We start from the raw sequence: 21434 nt of genomic DNA, 5'->3' as shown, positions 1-21434 counted from the left end.
CAAGGAAGCAAGATGACCTTCGAACCGATCCACGAGCTGGTGGGGAAGGCGATCGAGCGGTTCCCGGACCGTGTGGCCGTCGACTCCCCGCAGGGCCGCCTGACCTATGCCGAGCTGGACGAGCGGGCCGGGCACATCGCCGGCGCGCTCCAGGCCGCGGGCGCCGGCGCCGGGTCCTTCGTTCCCGTACTGGCCCGGGACTGCCGTGAGCTGATCGCCTCCGTGCTCGGGATCCTGCGCATCGGCGGAGTCGTCGTACCCCTGGACCTGTCGGCGCCGCCCACCCGGCTGCGGCTGATCGTCGCCGACGTCGCCCCCGAGTGGGCCGTCCTGGGCTCCGCGCCGGACCCGGTGGCCGCGCAGGTGCTCGCGGACGTCGCCCCGCACGCGCGCACCGTCACCGCGGACGCCCGCGTGTCCGGCCCCACCGCGCCCGTGACCCCGTACCGGGCCGGCGCGGACGACCCCTGCTACGTCTTCTTCACCTCCGGCACCACCGGCCGCCCCAAGGGCATCGTGGGCCGGCTGGGTTCGGTGACCCACTACATCCAGTGGGAGACCGGGCTGCTCGGCGTCACCGAGGACTGGCGGATCGGCAACCTCGTCTCGCCCGCGTTCGACGCCGTGATGCGGGACGTGTTCGTTCCGCTGAGCACCGGCGGCACCTTCGTCGTACCGCCGTACGACACCCTGCTCGACCCGGCGGCCCTGGCCCGCTGGATCGACGGGGCGGACATCGACCTGGTGCACTGCGTCCCGTCCCTGTTCCGCGGGATCGCGGACGCGGCGCTCGCCGCCGACCTCACGCTGTCCGGCCTGCAGTACGTCGCCCTGTCCGGCGAGCGGCTCGCGCCCGCCGACGCCGGGCGCTGGTTCGGCAGGTACGGCGACCGGATCCGGCTGCTCAACCTGTACGGGCCGTCGGAGACGACGATGACCAAGACCTTCCACTTCATCACCCGGCAGGACGCCGAACGCCTGTCCGTTCCCGTCGGACGGCCGATGCCGGAGACCGAGGTGCTGCTGCTGGACGAGCGGGGACGGCCCGTCGAGCCGGGAACGGTCGGTGAGATCCACCTCCGGACGCCCCACCGCTCGCTGGGCTACCTGGGCCTGCCCGAGGAGACCGCCCGGGTCTTCGTACCGAACCCGCTCACCGGCGATCCGGACGACATCGTGTACCGCACCGGGGACTTCGGGCGCCTGCTGGAGGACGGCGCGCTGGAGTTCCTCGGGCGCAAGGACCACCAGGTCAAGATCGGCGGCGTGCGGATCGAGCTCACCGCGGTCGAGAGCCTCCTGCGCGGCCACCCGGCCGTCACCGAGGCGGCCGTCGGCGTGGTGGACGACGACGGCGCCACGTACCTGGGCGCCCACCTCGAGCTGTCCCCGGCCGGCGCGGAAACCGACCCCGAAGTGCTGTACACCGCCCTGCGCGACCACCTGCGCGAGCAGCTGCCCGACAGCGCGGTACCGGCCGTCTTCGTCCCGGTGGCCTCGCTCCCCCGCACCATCAGCGGGAAGATCGACCGCGGCGCGCTGCCCGCGCCGGTGCGGCGCACCGTCGCCGACGTCCGCGGCGGCGAGCCGCAGAGCCCGACCGAGCGGACGCTGGCCGAGCTGTGGCTGGGCATCCTGCCGGTGGGCCGGGTGGGGCTGGAGGACGGCTTCTTCGTCTCGGGCGGCACCTCGCTCCTCGTGGTCGAACTGCTCTCCCGGGTCAACCGCGTCTTCGGCGTCACGGTCGCGCTGCGCGACTTCCTCCAGTCGCCCACGATCACGACGCTCGCCGCGGCCGTCGAACGCGAACTCCTGGCCGCCGACGCACCGCTCGACGACCTCCTCGCCATCTAGGGACCCCGATGACCACGCAACTCGCCCCGCAGCCCGTCGCCGCCGCCGTCGTGGCGGACACCCAGGCGTGCGACCGCTGCGGGATCAGCGCCCGCTACCCCGGCATCACCTTCGACGCGTCGGGGGTCTGCGACCTGTGCGCCATGTACGAGGCGAAGGGGCAGGACGTCCTGTCGTACTTCGGCGACGTGGACGCCTTCGTGCGGCTGGTGCGAGCCCGCGCCGAGGAGCGCGGATCGGACTACGACTGCCTGCTGCTCTACAGCGGCGGCAAGGACAGCTCGTACGTCCTGTACCGGCTGATCGAACTCGGCCTGCGCGTACGGACCTTCACCTTCGACAACGGGTTCATCTCCAAGACGGCCCTGCGCAACGTCGACACGATCACCTCCGACCTCGGCATCGAGCACGTCACGGCCACCCACGCCGACCAGAACAAGGTCTTCCTGCAGAGCCTCCAGCAGCACAAGAGCGTGTGCAACGGATGCTTCCGCTCGCTGCTGGACCTCAGCACCCAGCACGCCCACGACCTGGGCATCCCGACCATCGTCACCGGCCTCTCGCGCGGCCAGATCATGGACGAGCGGCTGTCCTGGTTCCACCAGCAGGGCATCTTCGATCCGGCGGAGATCGAGCCCCGGCTCAAGGCCGGCCGCAGCGTGTACCACCAGTCCGGCGGCGCCATCGGTGCCGAGGCGGTCGACTCGGTCGAGGTGGTGGACTACTACCGGTACTCCGACGTCACCAAGGACGGCATCCGGGCGCTGCTGAAGTCGCGTTCGGACCTGTGGTCCCAGCCCGGGGACACCGGCTTCTGCAGCTCGAACTGCATGATCAACGACGCGGGCGTGCTCGTGCACACCCGTGAGCGCGGTTTCCACAACTACGAGGCGCCCACCCGCTGGGAGGTGCGCCTGGGGCACCTGGAGCGGACCGAGGCGGACGAGGAGCTGCGCGAGCCCGCCGCGACCCCGCGCGTGAAGAAGATGCTGCTCCAGATCGGCTACCCGCTGCCCGCGGCGGGCACCCCGGTCACCCCCGCCGAGGCACCCGGCGCGGAACGCACCTCTGTGGCGCCACTCGCCCCGCACGAGCGGCGGGCCGCGCTGACACCCGCTCAGCACGAGGTGCTCGACCAGGGCGCGGCCGAGCCCGGCCGGCAGGGCCGGGCGCTGTTGCTGGAGGCCGCGGACGGCGCCGACTCCGGGCGAGTGCGGCGGGCCGCGCTCCAGTTGCTGCTGCACCACGAGGCACTGCGGCTGCGGTTCACGCAGCAGGACGGTGTGTGGCGCCAGTACGACGCGGGCGTCGCCGGCGCCCTGCCGGTGCTGCGCCTGGACCTCTCGGCGCGGGAACCCGGGCAGGAGGCCGAGGCGCTGCGCACCGCCGTGGAGCGGCTGCGCTCCCGGCTGAGCCCGACCGAGGGACCGCTGCTCCAGATCGCCCTGGTCGACCGCGGGTCCCGGCCCGCCCGGCTGCTGCTGGTGGTCCACGAACTGCTGGCGGACACCGCCTCCTGGCGGGTGCTGCTGCGCGACCTGTGCACGCTGTGGGCGGCGCCGGAGGGCCGGGCGCAGCTCCCGGCCTCCGGATCGTTCCTGGAGCGTGCCGCCGCCCTGACCGGCGATCCCGTCGCCGCCGGCCCCGAGCGGTCCGGGCCGGCGGAGGGCGGCGCCGAGGCCGGGGCTCCGGTACGGATCCGGCGGCGCTGCGGCGCAGCCGTCTCCGCGGCCGAGGTGGCCCGGACGCTGTCGCAGACGCTCGCCTCCCTCGGTGACGTGCCGCGGGTCGACGTGGTCGACCACACCGCCGGTGACGGACAGGGTGGCATCGGCCGCTGGTCGCGGGCCGAGTCCACGACGTCGGCTCCGGACCCGGACGCGGCGCCGGGTGCGAAGGCCCTGATCCGCTACGAGCACTTCGGCGACCTCGCCGGCCTGCTGCCCCCGGACGCGCCGCTGGCCGTCGTGGAGGCGGACGGGGTCGACTTCACCGTGCTGCCCTCCACCGGCCGCGACACCGTGACCGTCAACGGCGTCGTACGGGACGGAATCCTGTACCTGGAGTGGTGGTCCACACCCTCGCTGCGCAACCGCCTGCTGGCCGCCGCCCTGCCGGAACGCGTGGCCCGCCGGCTGGCGCGATCCGCGGAGCCCGGGACGCGATGACCGCCCCGGCAGGAACCCTCGGCGTGCTCGGCGGCATGGGCCCCGCCGCGACGGCGGAGTTCCTGCGGCTGCTTGCCGCGCGCGTCCCCGCGACGACCGACCAGGAGCATCCGCGGATCATGATGCTCTCGGAGCCGTCGATCCCCGACCGCAGCACCTCCCTGCTCGAAGGCAGCGACGCACCCCTCCCGGGCATCCTGGACGGGCTCACGACGCTGGCGGGCTGGGGGGCGGACCTGCTGGCCGTGCCGTGCAACACCGCACACGTCTACATCGACCAGATCAGGGACCAGCTGCCCGTCCCGCTCGTCCACATCGTCGACGCGACCCTGGAGGCGGCCATGCTGCTGAGCCCGGGGGGCGGCTGGCTGACGGCCACCTCCGGGACCGTGGAAAGCGGCCTGTACCAGCGGCGGGCGGCTGAGCTCGGCTACCGGCTGGCCGTTCCGGCGCCGGGGATGCAGGAGCTGATCCAGGAGGCCGCCTTCCTGGTGAAGGCCGGCCACACGGAGCAGGCCGGCCGGGTGTTCGCCTCGGCAGTGCGCAGCCTGTGGCGGCGCGAACGGCTGCCGGTCCTCACGGCCTGCACCGAGCTGCCGCTGGCCTACGACAGCGCGAGCCTGCCGGAGGGGATGACCGTCTCCAGCCTCGGCGCACTGGCCTCGGCCTGTGCGCACGAGCTCTACGTGACCCCGCTCATGCGCGCCGGGTTCGCCCCGGTGCTCGCGTCCGTCTGACCGTTCCCGAAAGGGGCCGAGGCGACGCGGGCATGCGACCCGGGCATGCGACCCGGGCATGCGACCCGGGCATGCGACCCGGGCATGCGACGGCCCGGCCGGGACACCTGGGTCTCCGGCCGGGCCGTCTGCTCGTGCGGCGCCCGCGCACCGCGCCCCGCGCCTCGCGTCAGATGCGCACCGTGAGGCAGTCCGGCGTCAGCGGGCCGGTGCCCTGCGCGTAGGCGTTGTAGTCGTCCAGCAGCTTCTGGGCCCGCTCCCCCGCCCGTGCGAACCGCTCGCGCGGCTCGGCGCCGTCCAGGACGTCCTGCATGGCCTCCATCATCGCGATCTGGATGGCGTGGAAGCCGCCCAGCACCGCGCCGTGCGCCTCCGGCGGCCCGCTGCGCAGTTCGAGCTGTTCGCCGGTCACCCGGTGGTGGGGGTGCAGGTCGAACCAGCCCTCCTCCTCCAGCAGGGCGATCACGCCGTACGTCGCCGGGGCCGAGCCGCTGGCCTTGTGCCACTCGGCGGCGGCGCGCGGGCTGTTCAGGTACTGCATGAACGCCAGAGCGCCGTCGCGGACCGCCTCGTCGAGGTCGTCGGTGAGCCACAGGGAGTCGCCGCCGATCCAGTTGCCCGCGCAGGGCATGGCGCCGTTGCGGGGCAGTACGCCCACCTCCAGGCCGAATCCGGCCTCCTCGGCGGCGCGCACCATGTAGTTGGCGTCGAAGGAGGAGCTGAAGCGCAGTGCCACCTCCTGGTTGACCAGGGCTTTGAAGGTGCCCGCCCAGTCCTCCGGCACCCCGGTGTGCAGGTAGTGCCCGTCGCGGTGCAGGCCGCGCCACCAGTCCACGTAGTCGGCGAGCGCCGCGGAGTCCAGGTCGAGCTTCCCGGCCCGGCCGTAGCGGCCGTTGCCCGCGTCGGCGAGCAGGGCGCCCTGCTGGGCGAGTGCGTGCTGGATGAACTTTCCGTCCACGGGCCAGGCGATGCCGTGGCCGGGACCGTTCTCCAGCCGGGCCACTGCCTCGCACGCGGCCGTGGTCTCCTTCCAGGTGCGGGGCAGGGCCTCGACGCCGGCCTGCCGCAGGACGGTGGTGTTGGCGTACAGCAGCATCGTCGAAAGGGTCAGCGGCACCGTCGCGAAGTCGCCGTCGACCGTGTAGTACTCGCGCACGCCCGGCAGGAAGTCGTCGAGGACCACGCGCTCGCCGAGGATCTCGGTGCGGCCGGCGACAGCCTTCTCCACGGAGACGAACAGCGGGGACCCGTCCTGGGCGCGGGCGTCGCGGGCCAGCTGCGAGGCGCCGGCGTAGTAGGTGGCGATGGCCGGGGCGGCGCCCCTGGCCGCCGCCTCGGCGACCGCCTCGGGGAGCTTCTCGTAGGAGTAGCCGCGGATGTCGATCCGGTACCCGGGGTGGGCCTTCTCGAACTCCCGCGCGCGTTCCCGGATGGGCTCCAGGAAGTCGGGGAACGGGAACTCGGAGAGCCAGGCCTCGATGACGACGACTTCGTCCGGGGCGCCGGGGTTCATGGATCCTCCAGTTGGGGGGGGGCAGGCGGTGGTGCGGGGCGGCGCTGCTTCGCGGACACGCCCTAGGCGGCGAAGACCGGCAGCAGGACGGGCTCGCGGACGGGGGGCTCCTCGCCCTCGGGCGCGGGAGCGGCCGTCACGGTGACCGGGGCGCCGTTGAAGACGGCGTTGCCGGACAGGGCGTCGATCGTCGAGTCGTCGGTCAGGGCGTTGGCGTTGAAGCCGGGGTGGGCGGCGGCGGTGCGCTGCGCCGAGCCGGCGTGTCCCCAGCCGTGGGGCAGGCTGACCACGCCCCGCATGATCGCCTCGTTGGGCTCGATCGGGACGACGAGGTCGCCGGTGGCCGAGGTGATGCGGGCGTGGGTGTCCAGGCCGAGCCGGGCCACGTCGTCGGGGTGGATGTGGAGCGTGCAGCGGTTGCTGCCACCGACCAGCGACGGGACGTTGTGCAGCCAGCTGTTGTTGGAGCGCAGCTGGCGGCGGCCGATCAGGAGCATCGGCGGGGTGGGCGCGGCCAGCCGCGCGCCGAGGCGTTCGATCTCCGGGTCGAGCTCGACGGGGGCCAGGCGCACCGCGCCGGACGCGGTGTCGATCACCTCGGCCAGACGGGGCTCCAGCGGGCCGAGGTCCAGGCCGTTGGGGTTGCGGCGCAACTCCTCCAGGGAGAGCCCGTAGGGGCCGAGCCGCAGCATCGCGTCGAGCATCAGCTCGGGGCCGCTGTCTCCGGTGAGGAGCGCGCGGGCCTCGGCGGCCTCCAGGCCGTGGAAGGGCGAGCCGGGTATCTGGGCGCCGATGCCGAGCAGCTGGCCGATGACCGCCTCGTCCAGCTGGGCGGGGTCCGCGTGGGCGCCCGCGCCGGCGGCGATCAGGCTGAGGCGGGCCATGATCTCGGCCTCGGAGAGCTGTCCGGGCTCCAGGGGCAGGACGGGTGGCGAGAAGCGGGTGTAGTTGCGGACCGTGACCGTCAGGAGCAGCAGGTCGTAGTGCGGCATCTGCATCATGCGCGGGGGCGGCAGGATGACGTCGGCGTACTTGGTGGTCTCGTTCAGGTAGGGGTCGACGCAGACCATGAACTCCAGGTCGCCGAGGGCGTCCGCGAGCCGGGGGCCGTTGGGGGCTGACAGCGCGAGGTTCCCCGCGATGGAGATCAGGGCCCGTACCTGGCCCTCGCCCGGGGTCTCGATCTCGTCGGCGAGGGTGGCGACGGGCAGTTCGCCCATGGCCTCGGGGTAGTTCTTCACACGGCTGTGCCAGCGGCCCGAGGTGAAGGGGCGGGGTCCCCAGGGCATTTCGAGGGTGGCGGGCTTGGGGAACATGACCCCACCGGGCCGGTCGAGGTTGCCGGTGAGGGTGTTGACCACGTCGACTAGCCACTGGGTGAGGGTGCCGAAGTCGGCGGTGCTGGTGCCCATGCGGGTATAGACGGCGGCGGCGGGCGCGGCCGCCAGTTCGCGGGCGAGGCGGACGATGTCCCCGGCGGGCACCCCGCACACGGGCGCGACGGCCGCGGGGGTGAACGGCCGGGCGTGGGCCCGCAGTTCCTCCAGACCCTCGGTCTCGACGCGCAGGGTGAGGAGATCCTCGGCGAGCAGGGTGTGCACGAGGGCGAAGAGCAGCAGGGAGTCGGTGCCGGGGCGCACGAACAGGTGCTCGTCGGCGAGGTCCGCGGTGCGGGTGCGGCGCGGGTCGACCACGACGATCTTGCCGCCGCGGGCGCGCAGGGCCTTGAGCCGGCCGGGGAAGTCGGGGGCGGCGCAGAGCGAGCCGTGGGACTCGGCCGGGTTGGCGCCGAGGATCAGGAGGTATTCGGTGCGGTCCAGGTCCGGTACGGAGATGGCCGTGCCGCTGCCGAACATGAGGCCGACGGCCACGTGCTTGGGCAGCTGGTCGATGGTGCCGGCGCTGTAGAGGTTGGTGGTGCCCAGGGACTGGGAGAGCGGTCCGCGGTAGAAGATGCCGCCCATGGTGTGGAAGGTCGGGTTGCCGAAGTAGGCGGCGACGGACTGGCGGCCGTGCCGGTCGATGACGCCCATGAGGCCCGCTTCGACGGCTTCGAAGGCCTCGTCCCAGCCGGCCTCGCGCCACTGGTCGCCGGTGCGGATCATCGGGACGCGCAGCCGGTCGGGGTCCTCGTCGATGCGGCCCAGGCTCGCGCCCTTGGGGCAGATGTAGCCCTTGGACAGCGGGTCGTCGGCGTCGCCCCGGACGCTGAGCACCTTCTCGTTGTCGTCGAGTTCGATCCTGAGGCCGCAGACGGCGTCACAGATGGGACAGGTGCGGTGCGCGGTTCTCAACGGAACTCCAGGAGCGTCGGTTGGCAGGATCCGTACGGCCGGCGGACCGGACCAGGCGGTCCGACGATCGCATCCGGCGCCGCGGACCGGCATCTTCCCGTGTGCTGTACCGGGCTCCCCGTTCTCCGGGGCCCCGCGACGGCCCGGCGGCGGCCCGGCGACAGCCCGGGGCGACGGCCCGGCGGCGGCCCGGCGACGGCCCGGCGGGTGCCGCAAACCAGGAGATGCGCCCCGCCGCGGGCCGGTGCGACGCTGCCCGCGTCGGCCGTGGGCCACGGTCACGGCGCGTGCCGGCGCCGCAGGCGCGGTGGCCCCGCACAGCGGCATCATCCGAGGCAAAGGAATCCGCGCAGCAATGACAGTCACCGCGAGTGCTCCCGAACGGACCACCGTCCTGCCACCCGAGCCCGGCCTGACCCCGGACGAGGTCGTGGCCCGGGCCGAGGCCCTGGCCCGGGATCTGATCGGCCGCCAGGCCGAGACGGAGCAGCGCGGCTTCTACGCCGAGGACACCCACGAGGCGTTCCGGCGGGCCGGCTTCTACCGGATCCTGGTGCCGCGCCGCTACGGCGGCTACGAGTTCGGCGTCGACACGTTCATGCGCGTGGTGGTCGCCCTGACCCGCGGCTGTCCCTCGACGGGCTGGATGTTCTGCCTGGGCGCGGCCCATTCCCACGCGGTGGCCACGCTCTTCGACGAGCGGGCCCAGGCGGAGGTCTTCGCCGGCGGCGACTTCATCGCCCCGGCGACGGTCGCGCCGAGCGGCAGCGCCGAGCTCGGCGCGGACGGGCAGTGGGTGCTCAACGGCACCTGGAAGTACTGCTCGGGCTCGCCGTACGCCACGCACTTCATCGGCCACACCCTGGTGGACGACGGCGACGGGGAGCCGCGGCCGATGCTGTTCGTCGCCCCGCGCGGCGAGTTCACCCGGCTCGACGACTGGAGCGGGACGCTGGGCCTGCGCGGAAGCGGTTCGCACAGCATCCGGATCGAGAACGGCCGGGTCCCCGCGTACCTGACGCTGGACACCCACATGAGCCAGGTGGACGTCAGCGCCGGCACTCCGGGCCGCGCCCTGCACGGCAATCCGACGTACGGCGGCGGCCCGCTGAGCTTCATGATCCTCGAGGACGCGGCGCTCGCCGTGGGCATGGCCAAGAACGCCCTCGACGCGTACGAGGAGCTGATGCGCGAGCGCGTGACCATGTTCCCGCCCATCGTGCCGCGCACCGAGGACCCCGACTTCCAGTACTGGTACGGCCAGGCCGCCGGGCTCGTCGACTCCGCCGAGGCGGCTCTGCTCGGCGCGGTCCGGCAGTGGGACGAGGCCGCCGCGCGGGGGGCCGGGCACGTCACCCCGGAGTTCGAACTGCGCATCGCCGGCATCTGCCGGGAGGCGGTGCGGATGAGCTGGCGCGCCGTGGAGGCGTACCTGTTCCCCACCGCCGGTTCCAGCGCGGTGCGCCAGGGCCAGCGCATGGAGCGCGTCTGGCGCGACATGTCCATGCAGCAGAGCCACGCGGGCATCGCCCTGTTCCTGTTCACCGCGTCCGCGCGCGAGCTCTCCCGTACTCACTTCGCCGCCGGTCCGGACGGCCGCTGACCCGGACCGCCGGATTGCCGCACGACCGCCCCGTGGGGGCAGCACACCAGGAGATGCGCCGCGGCTCGGCCGGGCGCGACGATCGGCAGCACTGAATCCTATTCATCCGATTCCCATCCCAACCCCTGATTCCCATCCCATAACGGGAAATTCGAGGAGGTCCCCGTGTCGGGCGACAAGACCGGTACTCGCGCGGTGGTACTCGGCGGAAGCATCGCCGGCCTGTTCGCGGCCAGAGTGCTCGCCGATGCCTACGACGAAGTACTCATCGTTGACCGCGATGAGCTGGTCGGGGTTGAGGGCCCTCGCAAGAACTGCCCCCAGAGCCGCCACATCAACGGTCTGCTGGCCCGCGGCCAGCTGGTCATGGAGGAGCTGTACCCGGGCATCACCGAGGAGCTGTTCGCCGACGGCGTGCCGACCGGCGACCTGGCCGGCCACGTGCGCTGGTACTTCAACGGCAAGCCGCTCAAGCCGGAGGTGGCCGGGCTGACCTGTGTCGCCGCGAGCCGCCCGATGCTGGAGAAGCACATCCGCCGGCGTACCGCCTCGCTGGCCAACGTGGCCTTCTTCGAGGAGCACGACATCCTCGGCCTGGTCACCACGCCGGACCACAGCAAGGTCACCGGTGTCCGCGTCCAGAGCCTGGCCGCCGGCAGCTCCGAGGAGAGCATCGAGGCCGACCTGGTCGTCGACGCGACGGGCCGCGGCTCGCGCACCCCGGTGTGGCTGGAGGAGTTCGGCTACCCGCGCGTCGTCGAGGAGCGCAAGAAGATCGGCCTGGGCTACGTCACCCAGCACTACAAGCTCCTCGAAGACCCGTACCACGGCGACCTGTCCATCAACCCGGTCGCGTCCCCCGAGCTGCCCCGCGGCGCCATCTTCACCAAGACCGACGGCGACCGCGTGGAGCTCACCACGTACGGTCTGCTCGGCGACCACCCGCCCACCGACCAGGAGGGCCTGTACGCCTGGGTGAAGTCGCTCGCGGTGCCGGACATCTACGACGCCCTGCAGCACGCCGAACCGCTCGACGAGCCGGTCGCGTTCCGCTTCCCGACCACCCTGCGCCGTCGCTACGAGGACATGCCCCGCTTCCCGCAGGGCCTGCTCGTCACCGGCGACGCGGTCACCACCTTCAACCCGGTCTACGCCCAGGGCATGACGGCCGCCGCACTCGGCGCCCTGACCATCCGCGACCACCTGCACACCGGCGCTGCCCCGATCCCGGCCGACTACTTCCGTGATCTGGCCCGCGACGTCATCGACCCCCCGTGGGAGATGACCAACCTCGTCGACCTCACCTTCCCCGGGGTCAAGGGCGAGCGCACGCCGCAGATCAAGGCCGCGCAGACCTTCCTCAAGCTGGTCCAGACGGCCGCGACCCGCGACGGCAAGGTCACCGCCACCTACATGCGCGGTGCCGGACTCGTCGACAAGCCCGACGCGATGATGCGCCCCGCGTTCGTCGCCCGGGTGCTGTGGAACGTCGCCCGCGCGGCGGTCGAGAACATCACGGGCCCCGCCACCGGCGGCGCCCGCACACCCCAGGCGGCTCCCGCCGCACAGCCCGCGGCCCCTTCCCGGTCGGCCGACGAGCTGGTCAGCCGCTGACCTGACCGGCCACATGAGACGAAGGGAGTGGGCGTGACCGAGACGGCCCATGTTGTCCGGGCGTACGCCGTCACCGGCGGCCTCGACACACAGGCGCTGCGCGCCGCCTGGCGGGCAGCCACCGCCGGGCACGACATACCGGACGGTGGCGCCAGGCCCGGCGGTGACGCCCACTGGTTCACCGACCTCGGTACGGTGGCGGACGCCGGTCCGTGGGAGGCGGCGGAGCGCCTGTGGGGCGACCCGCTCGCGCTCTCCTTCCCCCCGGGCCGCGGTCCGGCCGCCCGGCTGACCGTCGGGCGGTTCGCCGACGGCGGCCACCTGGTGCTGATCGCGGTCAACCGGGCGTTCGCGGCCGGCCGCTCCCTCGCCGGTCTGGCCGACGCGCTCTCGGCCGCCTACGCGACAAACACCGCGGGCCGGACGGGCGACTTCGGCAGCGCCGACTTCGACTGGGGCACGGAGCTCTCCGCCTCGCTCGGCGAGGTGAGCGCCGAGGAGGGGGCCACTCCCTACGACTTCCTGCTGACCGCCTACCACTGGCTGCTCGGCCGCCACCGCGCCGGGGACGGGGTGACCGTCGCCCTCACCGGAGGCGGGCGCATCCGCTCCGACTTCTCGGGGCAGCCCTCCTTCCGCGACCTCCTGCTGCGCACGGCCGCGCTGCGCCGGTCGGCAGCCGCCGACCAGCGCCTCCCGCTCCAGCGGGCCGAGGGTTCCGCGGCGGCCGCCGCCGCCGAGGTCCCGTACGACGCGGTGTTCGCATCGGCCGACCCGTTCGGGCCGGTGCTCCGGCTGGCGGGCGCCCGCGTCCGCAGGCTCCGCTCGGACGAGGGCTGGTTCCGCGGGGACTCGCCCGAGGCCGACGTCGCCCTGACGGTGCACCAGACCACTCCCTCCGTCATCGGTCACCTGACCCTCCTCACCACCCCGTACGACCCGGGCGCCGCGGCCGGCTTCCTCGGGCAGCTGCGCACCCTACTGGAGGCGGCCCTGGCCGATCCCGGTACTCCGGCGCACGAACTTCCCCTGGAGAGCCCCGAGGAGATCCTCCGCGCGGTCGCCGACGCCGACGCGGCGGCGGCGGGAGTGTGGAGCGGTCCCTCGGTCCACGAGCGCTTCCACGCGGTGGCGCGGAGCGCGCCGGGCGCGATCGCGCTGTCCGAGGCCACCGAGGAGCTCACCTACGGTGAACTCCTCGCCGAGGCCTCGTACGTCACGGACGCCCTGCGCGGCCTCGGCGTCGGCGAGGGCTCGGCGGTGGCGCTGATGCTTCCCACCGGATCCCGCCAGGCCGCGGCTCTGCTCGGCGCGTTCGGCGCGGGCGCCCACGCGGTGTGCCTGGGCACCGGCGACTCCGGGGAGCGCGGCAAGCACGTCCTGGACAGCCTGCGGCCGCACTGCCTGGTCCTGGCAGGAGATCCGGGCGACCGCGGTCTCGTCGACTGGTACCGCGCCGTACTGGACGGACACATCCTGAACTTGGACGTCCCCCGTGACGTCCACCCCGACCCGGTAACCCCCGGCCGGGCGGTCCCCGGCGCGGAAGGCACCACACTGCCCTCCGCGCCGGGGAGACCGGACGGGGAGGGCTCGGCCCACCGGTGGGCCTACGTGGCCTACACGTCCGGCACCACCGGCACTCCCAGAGCCATCCCGCAGACCCACCGCGCCTTCGCCCAGTTCATCGACTGGTTCACCGGGGAGTTCGGCATCGGACCGGGCTCACGCGTGGCCCAGTGGTCCGCTCCCGGCTACGACGCCGCCCTGGTGGAGATCTTCGCCGCGCTGGCCGTCGGGGCCACCCTGTGCCCCGTGCCCGACCGGATCCGCGCGCACCCCGAGAAGCTCGCGGGCTGGCTCGACGCGCAGCGCATCACCCACTTCCAGACGGTCCCCAGTTTCGCCCGGGAACTGCTTCCCGCGATCGGATCCACCCCGGGGCGCCTCGGCTCCCTCGGGCATCTGCTGCTGGCGGGCGAGGCGCTCTCCGGGAAGCTGGCGGGCGAGCTGCGGGCCGCGCTGCCCGCCGCCCGTCTGGTCAATCTCTACGGTTCCACCGAGACGACCCTGGCCACCTGGACCGAGGTCGCCGCACCGCTGCGCGGCGCCGTTCCGGTCGGCCGGTCCATCCCGGGCCGTCAGGTGCTGGTCCTGGACGCCGAGGACCGGCCGTGCCCCACCGGAGTCACGGGCTCCATCGTCGTCCTGGGCCCGCAGGTGACGCCCGGCTACATCGGCGAGCGCCCCGGCTGCGAGGCGTTCCGCCCCCTGGCCGAGGGCGCCCTGGACGGGATCGCCACCAACGGCATCCACCGCACCGGTGACCTGGGACGCCGGCGCTGGGACGGCTCGCTGGAGTTCTCCGGCCGGGACGACTCCCGCGTCAAGATCTCCGGTACCCGGCTGGAGCTCATCGGCGTCGAGGCGGCCCTGGCCGCCCACGCCTCGGTGTCCTCCTGCGCCGTGATCGCGTGCACCGGGCCCGACGGCCTGGTGACGCGGCTGGAGGCCTACGTGGTCCCCCACCGCACACCCGACGGCGTTCCGCTGGCCACCCCGGCCGAGTGGCGGGCCGCCCTGGTGCGGTGGTTCGGCAAGACACTGCCCGCGCTGTCGTTCGTCACGCTGGACAGCCTGCCCCGCAACAACGGCGGCAAGGTCGACCGGCACGCGCTGGCCGGGGCCGCCGCGGCCACGGGCTGACCACCGGCAGCAAGCGAGCACGGCCGCCGAGCCGCTTCTTTCCGCTGAACTTCCTTATTTTTCATATCACTTGGGGTGAATGTCGTGACACTGCTCGAGACGGACTTCAGCGTCGAATCCGATGGATCCGGCATCAGCTTCGACGGCGAGACGCTGGACATCGCCGCCGTCCGCCGGGTGGCGGAAGACCTGGCGCCGGTCACCGTGCGACCAGAGACCCTGGCCAAGGCGGCCAAGAGCCGCGCCCAGATCGAGAAGATCATCGAGGAGGGTGCCCCCGTCTACGGGGTCACCACCGGCTACGGCGAGATGATCTACATGCAGGTCGACAAGTCGAAGGAGACCGAGCTCCAGACCAACCTGGTACGCAGCCACAGCGCCGGCGTCGGCCCGCTGTTCGCCGAGGACGAGGCCCGCGCGATCATGGCGGCCCGCCTCAACGCTCTCTCCAAGGGCTACTCCGCCGTCCGTCCCGAGCTGCTGGAGCGCCTGGCCCTCTACCTCAACGAGAACATAACCCCGGCGATCCCGGAGATCGGCTCGCTCGGCGCCAGCGGCGACCTGGCCCCGCTCTCGCACATCGCGGGCACCCTCATCGGCGAGGGCTACGTCCTGCAGGACGGCCGGCGCCGGCCGACCGCCGAGGTGCTGGCCGAGAAGGGCATCGAGCCGCTCCAGCTCCGCTTCAAGGAGGGCCTCGCGCTGATCAACGGCACCTCCGCCATGACGGGGCTGGGCTCCCTGGTCGTCTCCCGCGCCCTCGACCAGGTGCGTCAGGCCGAGATCGGCACCGCCCTCGTCCTGGAGGCGCTGCAGGGCTCGACCAGCCCGTTCCAGCCCGAGGGCCACGACATCGCCCGCCCGCACCAGGGCCAGATCGACACCGCGGCCAACATGCGCGCCCTGCTCAGCGGCAGCGGCCTGATGGTCGAGCACGCGGAGCTGCGCCGCCAGGCGCAGGAGCAGCGCACCGGCGACGGTGTCTCGCGCACCGAGGTCTACCTGCAGAAGGCGTACACGCTGCGGGCCATCCCGCAGGTGGTCGGAGCCGTCCGCGACACCCTGTACCACGCGGTGGAGAAGCTGACGACCGAGCTGAACTCCTCCAACGACAACCCGCTGTTCTTCGACGGCAAGGAGGTCTTCCACGGCGCGAACTTCCACGGCCAGCCGATCGCCTTCGCCATGGACTTCGTCATGCTGGCCCTCACCCAGCTGGGCGTGTTCTCCGAGCGCCGCACCAACCGCCTGCTCAACCGTCACCTCAGCGACGGCCTGCCGGAGTTCCTCGTCGCCAATGACCCGGGCCTCAACAGCGGCTTCGCCGGCGCCCAGTACCCGGCCACCGCGCTGGTCGCGGAGAACCGGACCATCGGCCCCGCGAGCACGCAGAGCGTCCCGTCCAACGGCGACAACCAGGACGTCGTCAGCATGGGCCTCATCGCCACCCGCAACGCCCGCAGGGTCCTGTCGAACAACACCCGCATCCTCGCGGTCGAGTTCCTCGCCGCCGCCCAGGCCGTCGACCTCTCCGGCCGCTACGCGAAGCTCAGCCCCACCGGCAAGGCCACGTACGACCAGGTCCGCTCGCTGGTCCCCACGCTGAGCGCGGACCGCTACATGTCCGACGACATCGAGCTGGTCGCCGCCGCCCTCTCGCGCGGCGAGTTCCTGGCCGCCGCGAGCTCCACCGGCACCGAACTGCGCTGACCCCCCGGCGACGCTCCGGCGCAGACCTTGAGCCCCGGCGGGCCGTCCTCCGCGGCCCGCCGGGGCCCCCGCCTTCCTCCACGAGACCTGGGACGACCCGATGAGCATTCCCCTCTCCTTCAACCAAGAATTCCTGTGCATGTTCGACCAGGGCGACGACAAGGGCCCCTTCGGCCCGCTCTACAACATCGTCGGCGGCTGGCGGCTGGCCGGGAAGATCGACCCCGACGCCCTTCAGGGCGCCCTCGACGACGTCGTGGAGCGCCACGAAGCGCTGCGGACGACGATCGTGCGCACCCCCGGCGGCCAGCGCCAGGAGATCGTTCCGGCCTCGCCCGTCTCGCTGACCGTGCGCGAGATCCCCGAGGCGGACGTGGCGGCGCGCGACCGGCGCGCCGAGGAGCTGCTCATCGAGCTGGAGGGCGGCCACTACGGCGTCGGCGAACTGCCGCTGCTGCGCGCGGTCCTGGGCCGCTTCGACGAGGACGACGCGGTCCTGGTCCTGATCGCCCACCACACGGCGGCCGACGAGGTCTCCATCCAGCTGATCATCAGGGACCTCGGCGCGTACTACGCCGAGCGGCGCGGCTACGGCGCCGCCGCCCTCCCCGAGGCCACCCAGTTCCAGGACTTCGCCCGCTGGGAGCGCGAGCGCTTCGCGCCCGAGGCCGACGTGAAGGCGCGCGGCTACTGGCGCGAGCAGCTGGCCGGGGCGAAGATCACCGGCGTCCCGACCGACCACCTCAAGTCCGCCGGCGTGGAGAAGACCACCTCGGTGTACCGCTTCCAGGTGGAGGCGGAGCTGACCTCCGCGGCGCTGGCCGTCGCCAAGGAGACCCGCAGCTCGGCCTTCATGGTCCTGCTCGCCGCCTACAACGTGTTCCTCAACGAGCGCCTCGGGGCCACCGACGTCGTCGTCCCCACGATGGCCTCGGGCCGCGGCCCGGCCAAGTTCCAGAACACGGTCGGGGCGTTCTTCAACTTCGTCCCGCTGCGCACCGCCATCGCCGGCGCGGCCACCTTCCGCGAGGTGGTGGAGCGGACCCGGGCGACCTGCCTGAAGGCGTACGGGAACGCGCTGCCGTTCGGCCAGGTCGCGGCCGAGGCGCCGGAGCTCGCGGCCTCCTTCGGCGCGGACGACCTCGGTGTCATCGCCTTCCAGGTCTTCCAGTTCCCCTCGCTGGAGGGCGAGGAGGCCGGCGACCTGCGCATCTCGGAGATCCGGCGCCGCCTGCTGTCGCAGCCGGTGAGCACCGACATCCCGGACGGCGTGATGTTCCAGCTCGACATCGACCCCGTCTCCGGGCAGATGCTCGGCCACGTGGGCTACAACACGAACCTCTACTACGAGAGCACCATGGCGGACTTCGCGGCCGGTTTCCGCGAGGTGCTCGGGCGCACCATCGTCACCCCCGACGCCCCGCTGGCCCTCTCCTGAGCGGGTCCCGCCGGACCCCGGCCGGGTCCTGATCCGCCGGGTCCTGATCCGCCGGGTCCTGATCCGCCGGGTCCTGATCCGCCGGGTCCTGATCCGGCCGCCCGGACGCCACAGCGCCCGCGGCCCCTCCGGGGGCCGCGGGCGCTTTCGTCGCCGGGGTCAGGCGGCGTCGTGCAGGGAGCGGTGAGCCGAGGCCCGCAGGTCGTCGAAGTTGGAGAGGTCGGGCACGGTCCAGCCGTCCAGGTCGTACTCGTTCAGGCAGGCCTCCGCGAAGGCCTTGTAGCCGTCGACCTGGCCCGAGGTCATCTGGGAGAAGAGCAGCTCGACGCGGGTGTTCTCGTGGTTGCCGGCGTAGTTGCGCTCGTAGAGCTCGTGGCGCCCGCCGAACTCGGTGCCCACCGAGTCCCACAGGAGCTTCATCACCTTGACGCGGTCGACCGCCTCCACGCCGTCCGAACCGCGCAGGTACTTGTCGAGGTAGGGGCGCACGTCCGGGTTCTTGAAGTCCTCCGCGCTGGAGTTGACGTAGACCAGGCCGCTCGCCACGTCCTGCTGGATGATCTCCTTGATCCGCGGGTAGCCGATCTGCATGAACCAGCGGTAGGCCATGCCGTACTGCGGATTGGGCAGCAGCGCGCCGTTCTTCCACTCGACGGGGTTGCGCGCGGCGGCGTCCGAGAGTCCCAGGAAGAGGTTGCGCCAGGCGAGCACCTCGCCGATGCGTGTCTGGACCCCGCGGAAGTCCTTGGTGCCGGTGATCTCCAGCGCCTTGACGAGCAGGCCGGCGATGAACTCCAGCTTCACGGCCAGCCGGGTGCAGCCGTGGAAGGTGAAGCGCTCCACGAACCCCGAGCGGGCGGGGAACATCTGGACCTTGCCGAGGTGCCCGTAGACGAAGACGTTCTCCCAGGGGATGAGGACCTTGTCCAGGACCAGGATGGTGTCGTTCTCGTCCAGCCGGGAGGACAGCGGGTAGTCGAAGGGGCTGCCCATGACCGCCGCGGTCGCGGTGTAGGAGGGGCGGCAGATCAGCTTCATGCCCGGCGCGTCCATCGGGATGGTGGCGACCAGCGCGAACTCCCGCTTCTTGACCGGCAGGCCGAAGTGGGCGATGAAGTTGTAGTGGGAGAGGGCGGAGCCGGTGGCGACCACCTTGGCACCGCTGACGACGAGCCCGGCGTCGGTCTCCTTCTCCACGTGGATGAACACGTCCTCGACCTGGTCCGGCGGAAGGTTGCGGTCGACCGGCGGGTGGACGATGGCGTGGTTCCAGAAGAGCACCTTCTCCTGGGACTCCCGGTACCAGCGCCGCGCGTTGTCCGAGTACGGCTCGTAGTAGTCCGCGTTGGCCCCGAGCGTTCCGAGGAAGGACGCCTTGTAGTCGGGGCTGCGCCCCATCCACCCGTAGCTCATGCGCGCCCATTCGGCGATGGACTTCTGGTCGGCGACCAGGTCGTCCACGCTGCGCGGTGTGGTGAAGAAGCTGTGGGTGTAGCCGTCGCTGCCCGTGTCCGTCGGCCGGGTCAGGACACCTCGCTTGGCCGGATCGTGCAGAGCGTCGTAGAGACGCGCCGTCATACTGATCGGATTGCGAAATGCGGGATGCCGGGTGACATCCTTTACCCGCTCGCCGTAGATGTATATCTCCCGGCCGTCCCGGAGGCTTTCGATGTATTCATCACCCGTCAGCGGGCGGGTTTTCCGCCGCTCTTCGGCGGGACCGGCAGGGACAACATCCTGACGCTCGGTCATCAGTTTTCTTCCCTCTTCCTCTCGCACGCGGCGCTTTACCGGACAAGGTGTCGCCTCATGGTCGCAGCCAGGGGGCGCCCGGGCCTTCTCCTGGGATGCGGCGTCGGGGGGCGGGCGGTCCAGGGCCGTAAGGGGCCCGGCGGGAGGGGGCCGATGCCGCACTTCTGAAGATGCGTCCGGACTCCGGGGACTGCCAGGGTCGTCCGTAAAATCACGGACGGCCATTTCCCGGCCTCCGGGGACAGAACATCTTTTCCAGGAGGATATGGTGCTGACGACGACCGATGTTCCCACGCGGGAACAGCTTGTTCGTCGGGCGTCCGAACTCGTCCCGGTTCTGCGAAAGAACTCGGACTGGTCGGAAGACAACCGGCGAATTAACGACGATTCCATCGAGGCCCTGGCCGACGCCGGAATCTTCCGCATGCGGACGCCGGCCCGCTTCGGCGGTTTCGAGAGCGACACCCGGACCCTGGTCGAGGTGTCCGCCGAGCTCGGCCGCGCCGACGGCTCCACGGGCTGGATCGCTTCCGTGTACGCGATCCCCACCTGGATGGCGGGCCTGTTCCCGGACCACGTCCAGGACGAGGTCTTCTCCACCCCCGACGTCCGTGTCTGCGGCACGCTCAGCCCCAGCGCGATGGCCGCTCCGGTCGACGGCGGCATCGTGGTCAACGGCAAGTGGGGCTTCATCAGCGGCGCCCTGCACGCCCACTGGCAGGTCATCGTCGCCGTCCGGATCGCCCCCGACAGCGAGCCCATGCCCGTCATGGCGCTGGTCCCGCTCTCGGATCTCCAAGTCATCGACGACTGGCACACCTCCGGCCTCAAGGGCACCGGCAGCGTGAGCACCGTCGCGGACAACCTCTTCGTGCCCGCGGACCGCGTGCTGCCGCTCGGCGTGATCGTGCAGGGCCGGGGCGGAGCCTCCCAGGCCAACGCCGACAACCCGATGTACCGCGCCCCGCTGCTCCCGGTCGCCTCCGCCTCCTCCGTGGGCGCGGTGCTCGGCATGGCCCGCGCCGCCAAGGAGGCCTTCCTGGCCCGGCTGCCCGAGCGCAAGATCACGTACACGAACTACGGCTCCCAGGCCGAGGCCCCGCTGACGCACCTGCAGGTCGCCGAGGCCACCCTCAAGATCGACCAGGCCGAGTTCCACGCCTTCCGGCTGGCCGACCTCGTCGACGCCAAGAACGCCTCGGGCGAGCAGTGGACGCTGGAGGAGCGGGTCCGCTCCCGCGCCGACCTGGGCGCCGTCTGTGCCCTCGCCAAGGAGGCCGTGGACATCTTCGCCACGGCCAGCGGCGGCTCCTCGATCTACACCAGCGCCGCGATCCAGCGCATCTCCCGCGACGTCCAGGCCGTCAACCTGCACGCCCTGATGCACCCGGACACCAACGCCGAGCTCTACGGCCGGGTCCTGTGCGGACTCGAGCCCAACTCCCTCTACATCTGACCCGACCGGCCGCACCGATCCGAAAGAACTGGGGACCATCATGACCGCCTCACCCGCCACCACGGAGATCTCCATCTCCGACGCCGACAAGGCCGCCGTCGCGGCGCTCCCGGGCCGCATCGTCGCCGCCTGGGCCCAGCACGACGCCAAGGCCTTCGCCCAGGTGTTCTCGGCCCAGGGCACGATGATCCTGCCCGGCTCGTACCGTGACGGCCGCGAGGAGATCGAGGCCTTCATGGCCGCGGCCTTCCAGGGGCCCTTCAAGGGCACCCAGGTCACCGGCACGCCGCTGGCCCTGAAGTTCATCCGCTCCGACGTGGCCGTCGTGGTTACCCATGGCGGCGTCCTCGCCCCGGGTGAGACCGAGGTCGCCGACGAGCGCGCCGTGCGCGCCACGTGGGTGGCCGCCAAGGAGGACGGCGAGTGGCGGCTCGCCGCCTACCAGAACAGCCCGCGCGACGCCGCCTGATCCACCGGTGGCCCGGCGGCAGCGGCCGCCCGGCCTGCGGACCGCCCTGGACGCCCTGCTGGACACCGAGCGGGAGCAGTACCTGGAGAAGGGGTGACGGGCACGGTGACGGGCACGACC

General features: G+C 72.3%; 13 protein-coding genes. 10 read left to right on the top strand and 3 right to left on the bottom strand.

Going from position 1 to position 21434, the window contains the following annotated elements; genetic code table 11:
- Positions 1-12 precede the first annotated feature (12 nt).
- From ACWCP2_RS35550 to ACWCP2_RS35540, 3 genes are read left to right on the top strand one after another with little or no spacing between them, the layout of a single operon-like run.
- Entirely contained in the window at positions 13-1854 is a 1842-nt protein-coding gene (locus ACWCP2_RS35550) for a non-ribosomal peptide synthetase (RefSeq protein WP_450912690.1), read from the top strand.
- 8 nt (positions 1855-1862) lie between these two features.
- Positions 1863-4022 (top strand): condensation domain-containing protein, encoded by a 2160-nt coding sequence (locus tag ACWCP2_RS35545; RefSeq protein WP_450912689.1) that lies wholly within the window; start codon positions 1863-1865, stop codon positions 4020-4022.
- The gene (locus tag ACWCP2_RS35540; RefSeq protein WP_450912688.1) at positions 4019-4759 is read left to right on the top strand and encodes an aspartate/glutamate racemase family protein; all 741 of its coding nucleotides are present in this window, start codon (positions 4019-4021) and stop codon (positions 4757-4759) included. Before ACWCP2_RS35545 ends, ACWCP2_RS35540 begins: the two co-directional genes overlap by 4 nt.
- 169 nt (positions 4760-4928) lie before the next feature.
- Here ACWCP2_RS35540 and ACWCP2_RS35535 read toward each other — a convergent pair whose 3' ends face one another.
- Both ACWCP2_RS35535 and ACWCP2_RS35530 read right to left on the bottom strand, forming a co-directional pair.
- Positions 4929-6272: an extracellular solute-binding protein gene (locus tag ACWCP2_RS35535; protein WP_450912687.1), complete on the bottom strand. Its 1344-nt coding sequence runs from the start codon at positions 6270-6272 to the stop codon at positions 4929-4931.
- A 62-nt stretch (positions 6273-6334) separates the two neighbouring features.
- Entirely contained in the window at positions 6335-8566 is a 2232-nt protein-coding gene (locus tag ACWCP2_RS35530) for a molybdopterin-dependent oxidoreductase (protein ID WP_450912686.1), read from the bottom strand.
- Between the two features lie 355 nt (positions 8567-8921).
- On the opposite strand from ACWCP2_RS35530, the gene ACWCP2_RS35525 reads away from it, so the two are divergent.
- The 5 genes from ACWCP2_RS35525 (at position 8922) to ACWCP2_RS35505 (ending at position 17637) form a co-directional block, all read left to right on the top strand.
- A complete protein-coding gene (locus ACWCP2_RS35525) occupies positions 8922-10169 on the top strand; it encodes an acyl-CoA dehydrogenase family protein (RefSeq protein WP_450912685.1) in 1248 nt (415 codons plus the stop codon).
- 165 nt (positions 10170-10334) lie between these two features.
- Complete coding sequence (locus ACWCP2_RS35520) at positions 10335-11783, top strand: FAD-dependent oxidoreductase (protein WP_450912684.1); 1449 nt, start codon at positions 10335-10337, stop codon at positions 11781-11783.
- 33 nt (positions 11784-11816) lie between these two features.
- Positions 11817-14489, top strand: coding sequence for an AMP-binding protein (locus ACWCP2_RS35515; RefSeq protein ID WP_450912683.1), 2673 nt, complete (start codon positions 11817-11819; stop codon positions 14487-14489).
- Positions 14490-14579: 90 nt separating this feature from the next.
- On the top strand, positions 14580-16199 hold the full coding sequence (cmdF, locus tag ACWCP2_RS35510) for a tyrosine 2,3-aminomutase (protein ID WP_450912695.1): 1620 nt from the start codon (positions 14580-14582) through the stop codon (positions 16197-16199).
- 100 nt (positions 16200-16299) lie between these two features.
- Complete coding sequence (locus ACWCP2_RS35505; protein WP_450912682.1) at positions 16300-17637, top strand: condensation domain-containing protein; 1338 nt, start codon at positions 16300-16302, stop codon at positions 17635-17637.
- Positions 17638-17796: 159 nt separating this feature from the next.
- Here the strand turns inward: ACWCP2_RS35505 and ACWCP2_RS35500 are convergent, their stop codons facing one another.
- Positions 17797-19389, bottom strand: coding sequence for a 4-hydroxyphenylacetate 3-hydroxylase family protein (locus ACWCP2_RS35500; RefSeq protein ID WP_450912681.1), 1593 nt, complete (start codon positions 19387-19389; stop codon positions 17797-17799).
- Positions 19390-19660: 271 nt separating this feature from the next.
- Here ACWCP2_RS35500 and ACWCP2_RS35495 point away from each other — a divergent pair, with 271 nt between their 5' ends.
- Positions 19661-20845, top strand: coding sequence for an acyl-CoA dehydrogenase family protein (locus ACWCP2_RS35495; protein ID WP_450912694.1), 1185 nt, complete (start codon positions 19661-19663; stop codon positions 20843-20845).
- 40 nt (positions 20846-20885) lie between these two features.
- On the top strand, positions 20886-21314 hold the full coding sequence (locus tag ACWCP2_RS35490) for an SgcJ/EcaC family oxidoreductase (protein WP_450912680.1): 429 nt from the start codon (positions 20886-20888) through the stop codon (positions 21312-21314).
- Positions 21315-21434: the final 120 nt, after the last annotated feature.

It is taken from the genome of Streptomyces sp. NPDC002104, from assembly GCF_053593795.1.
The sequence above is the reverse complement of the archived record's forward strand: the minus strand, read 5'-3'. Positions and strand labels throughout refer to the sequence as shown.

What these genes read in the sequence shown, in the direction of transcription:
- ACWCP2_RS35550 (WP_450912690.1), top strand. Translation starts at nt 13, where the DNA reads ATGACCTTCGAACCGATCCACGAGCTGGTGGGGAAGGCGATCGAGCGG.
- ACWCP2_RS35545 (WP_450912689.1), top strand. Translation starts at nt 1,863, where the DNA reads ATGACCACGCAACTCGCCCCGCAGCCCGTCGCCGCCGCCGTCGTGGCG.
- ACWCP2_RS35540 (WP_450912688.1), top strand. Translation starts at nt 4,019, where the DNA reads ATGACCGCCCCGGCAGGAACCCTCGGCGTGCTCGGCGGCATGGGCCCC.
- ACWCP2_RS35535 (WP_450912687.1), bottom strand. Translation starts at nt 6,272, where the DNA reads ATGAACCCCGGCGCCCCGGACGAAGTCGTCGTCATCGAGGCCTGGCTC.
- ACWCP2_RS35525 (WP_450912685.1), top strand. Translation starts at nt 8,922, where the DNA reads ATGACAGTCACCGCGAGTGCTCCCGAACGGACCACCGTCCTGCCACCC.
- ACWCP2_RS35505 (WP_450912682.1), top strand. Translation starts at nt 16,300, where the DNA reads ATGAGCATTCCCCTCTCCTTCAACCAAGAATTCCTGTGCATGTTCGAC.
- ACWCP2_RS35500 (WP_450912681.1), bottom strand. Translation starts at nt 19,389, where the DNA reads ATGACCGAGCGTCAGGATGTTGTCCCTGCCGGTCCCGCCGAAGAGCGG.
- ACWCP2_RS35490 (WP_450912680.1), top strand. Translation starts at nt 20,886, where the DNA reads ATGACCGCCTCACCCGCCACCACGGAGATCTCCATCTCCGACGCCGAC.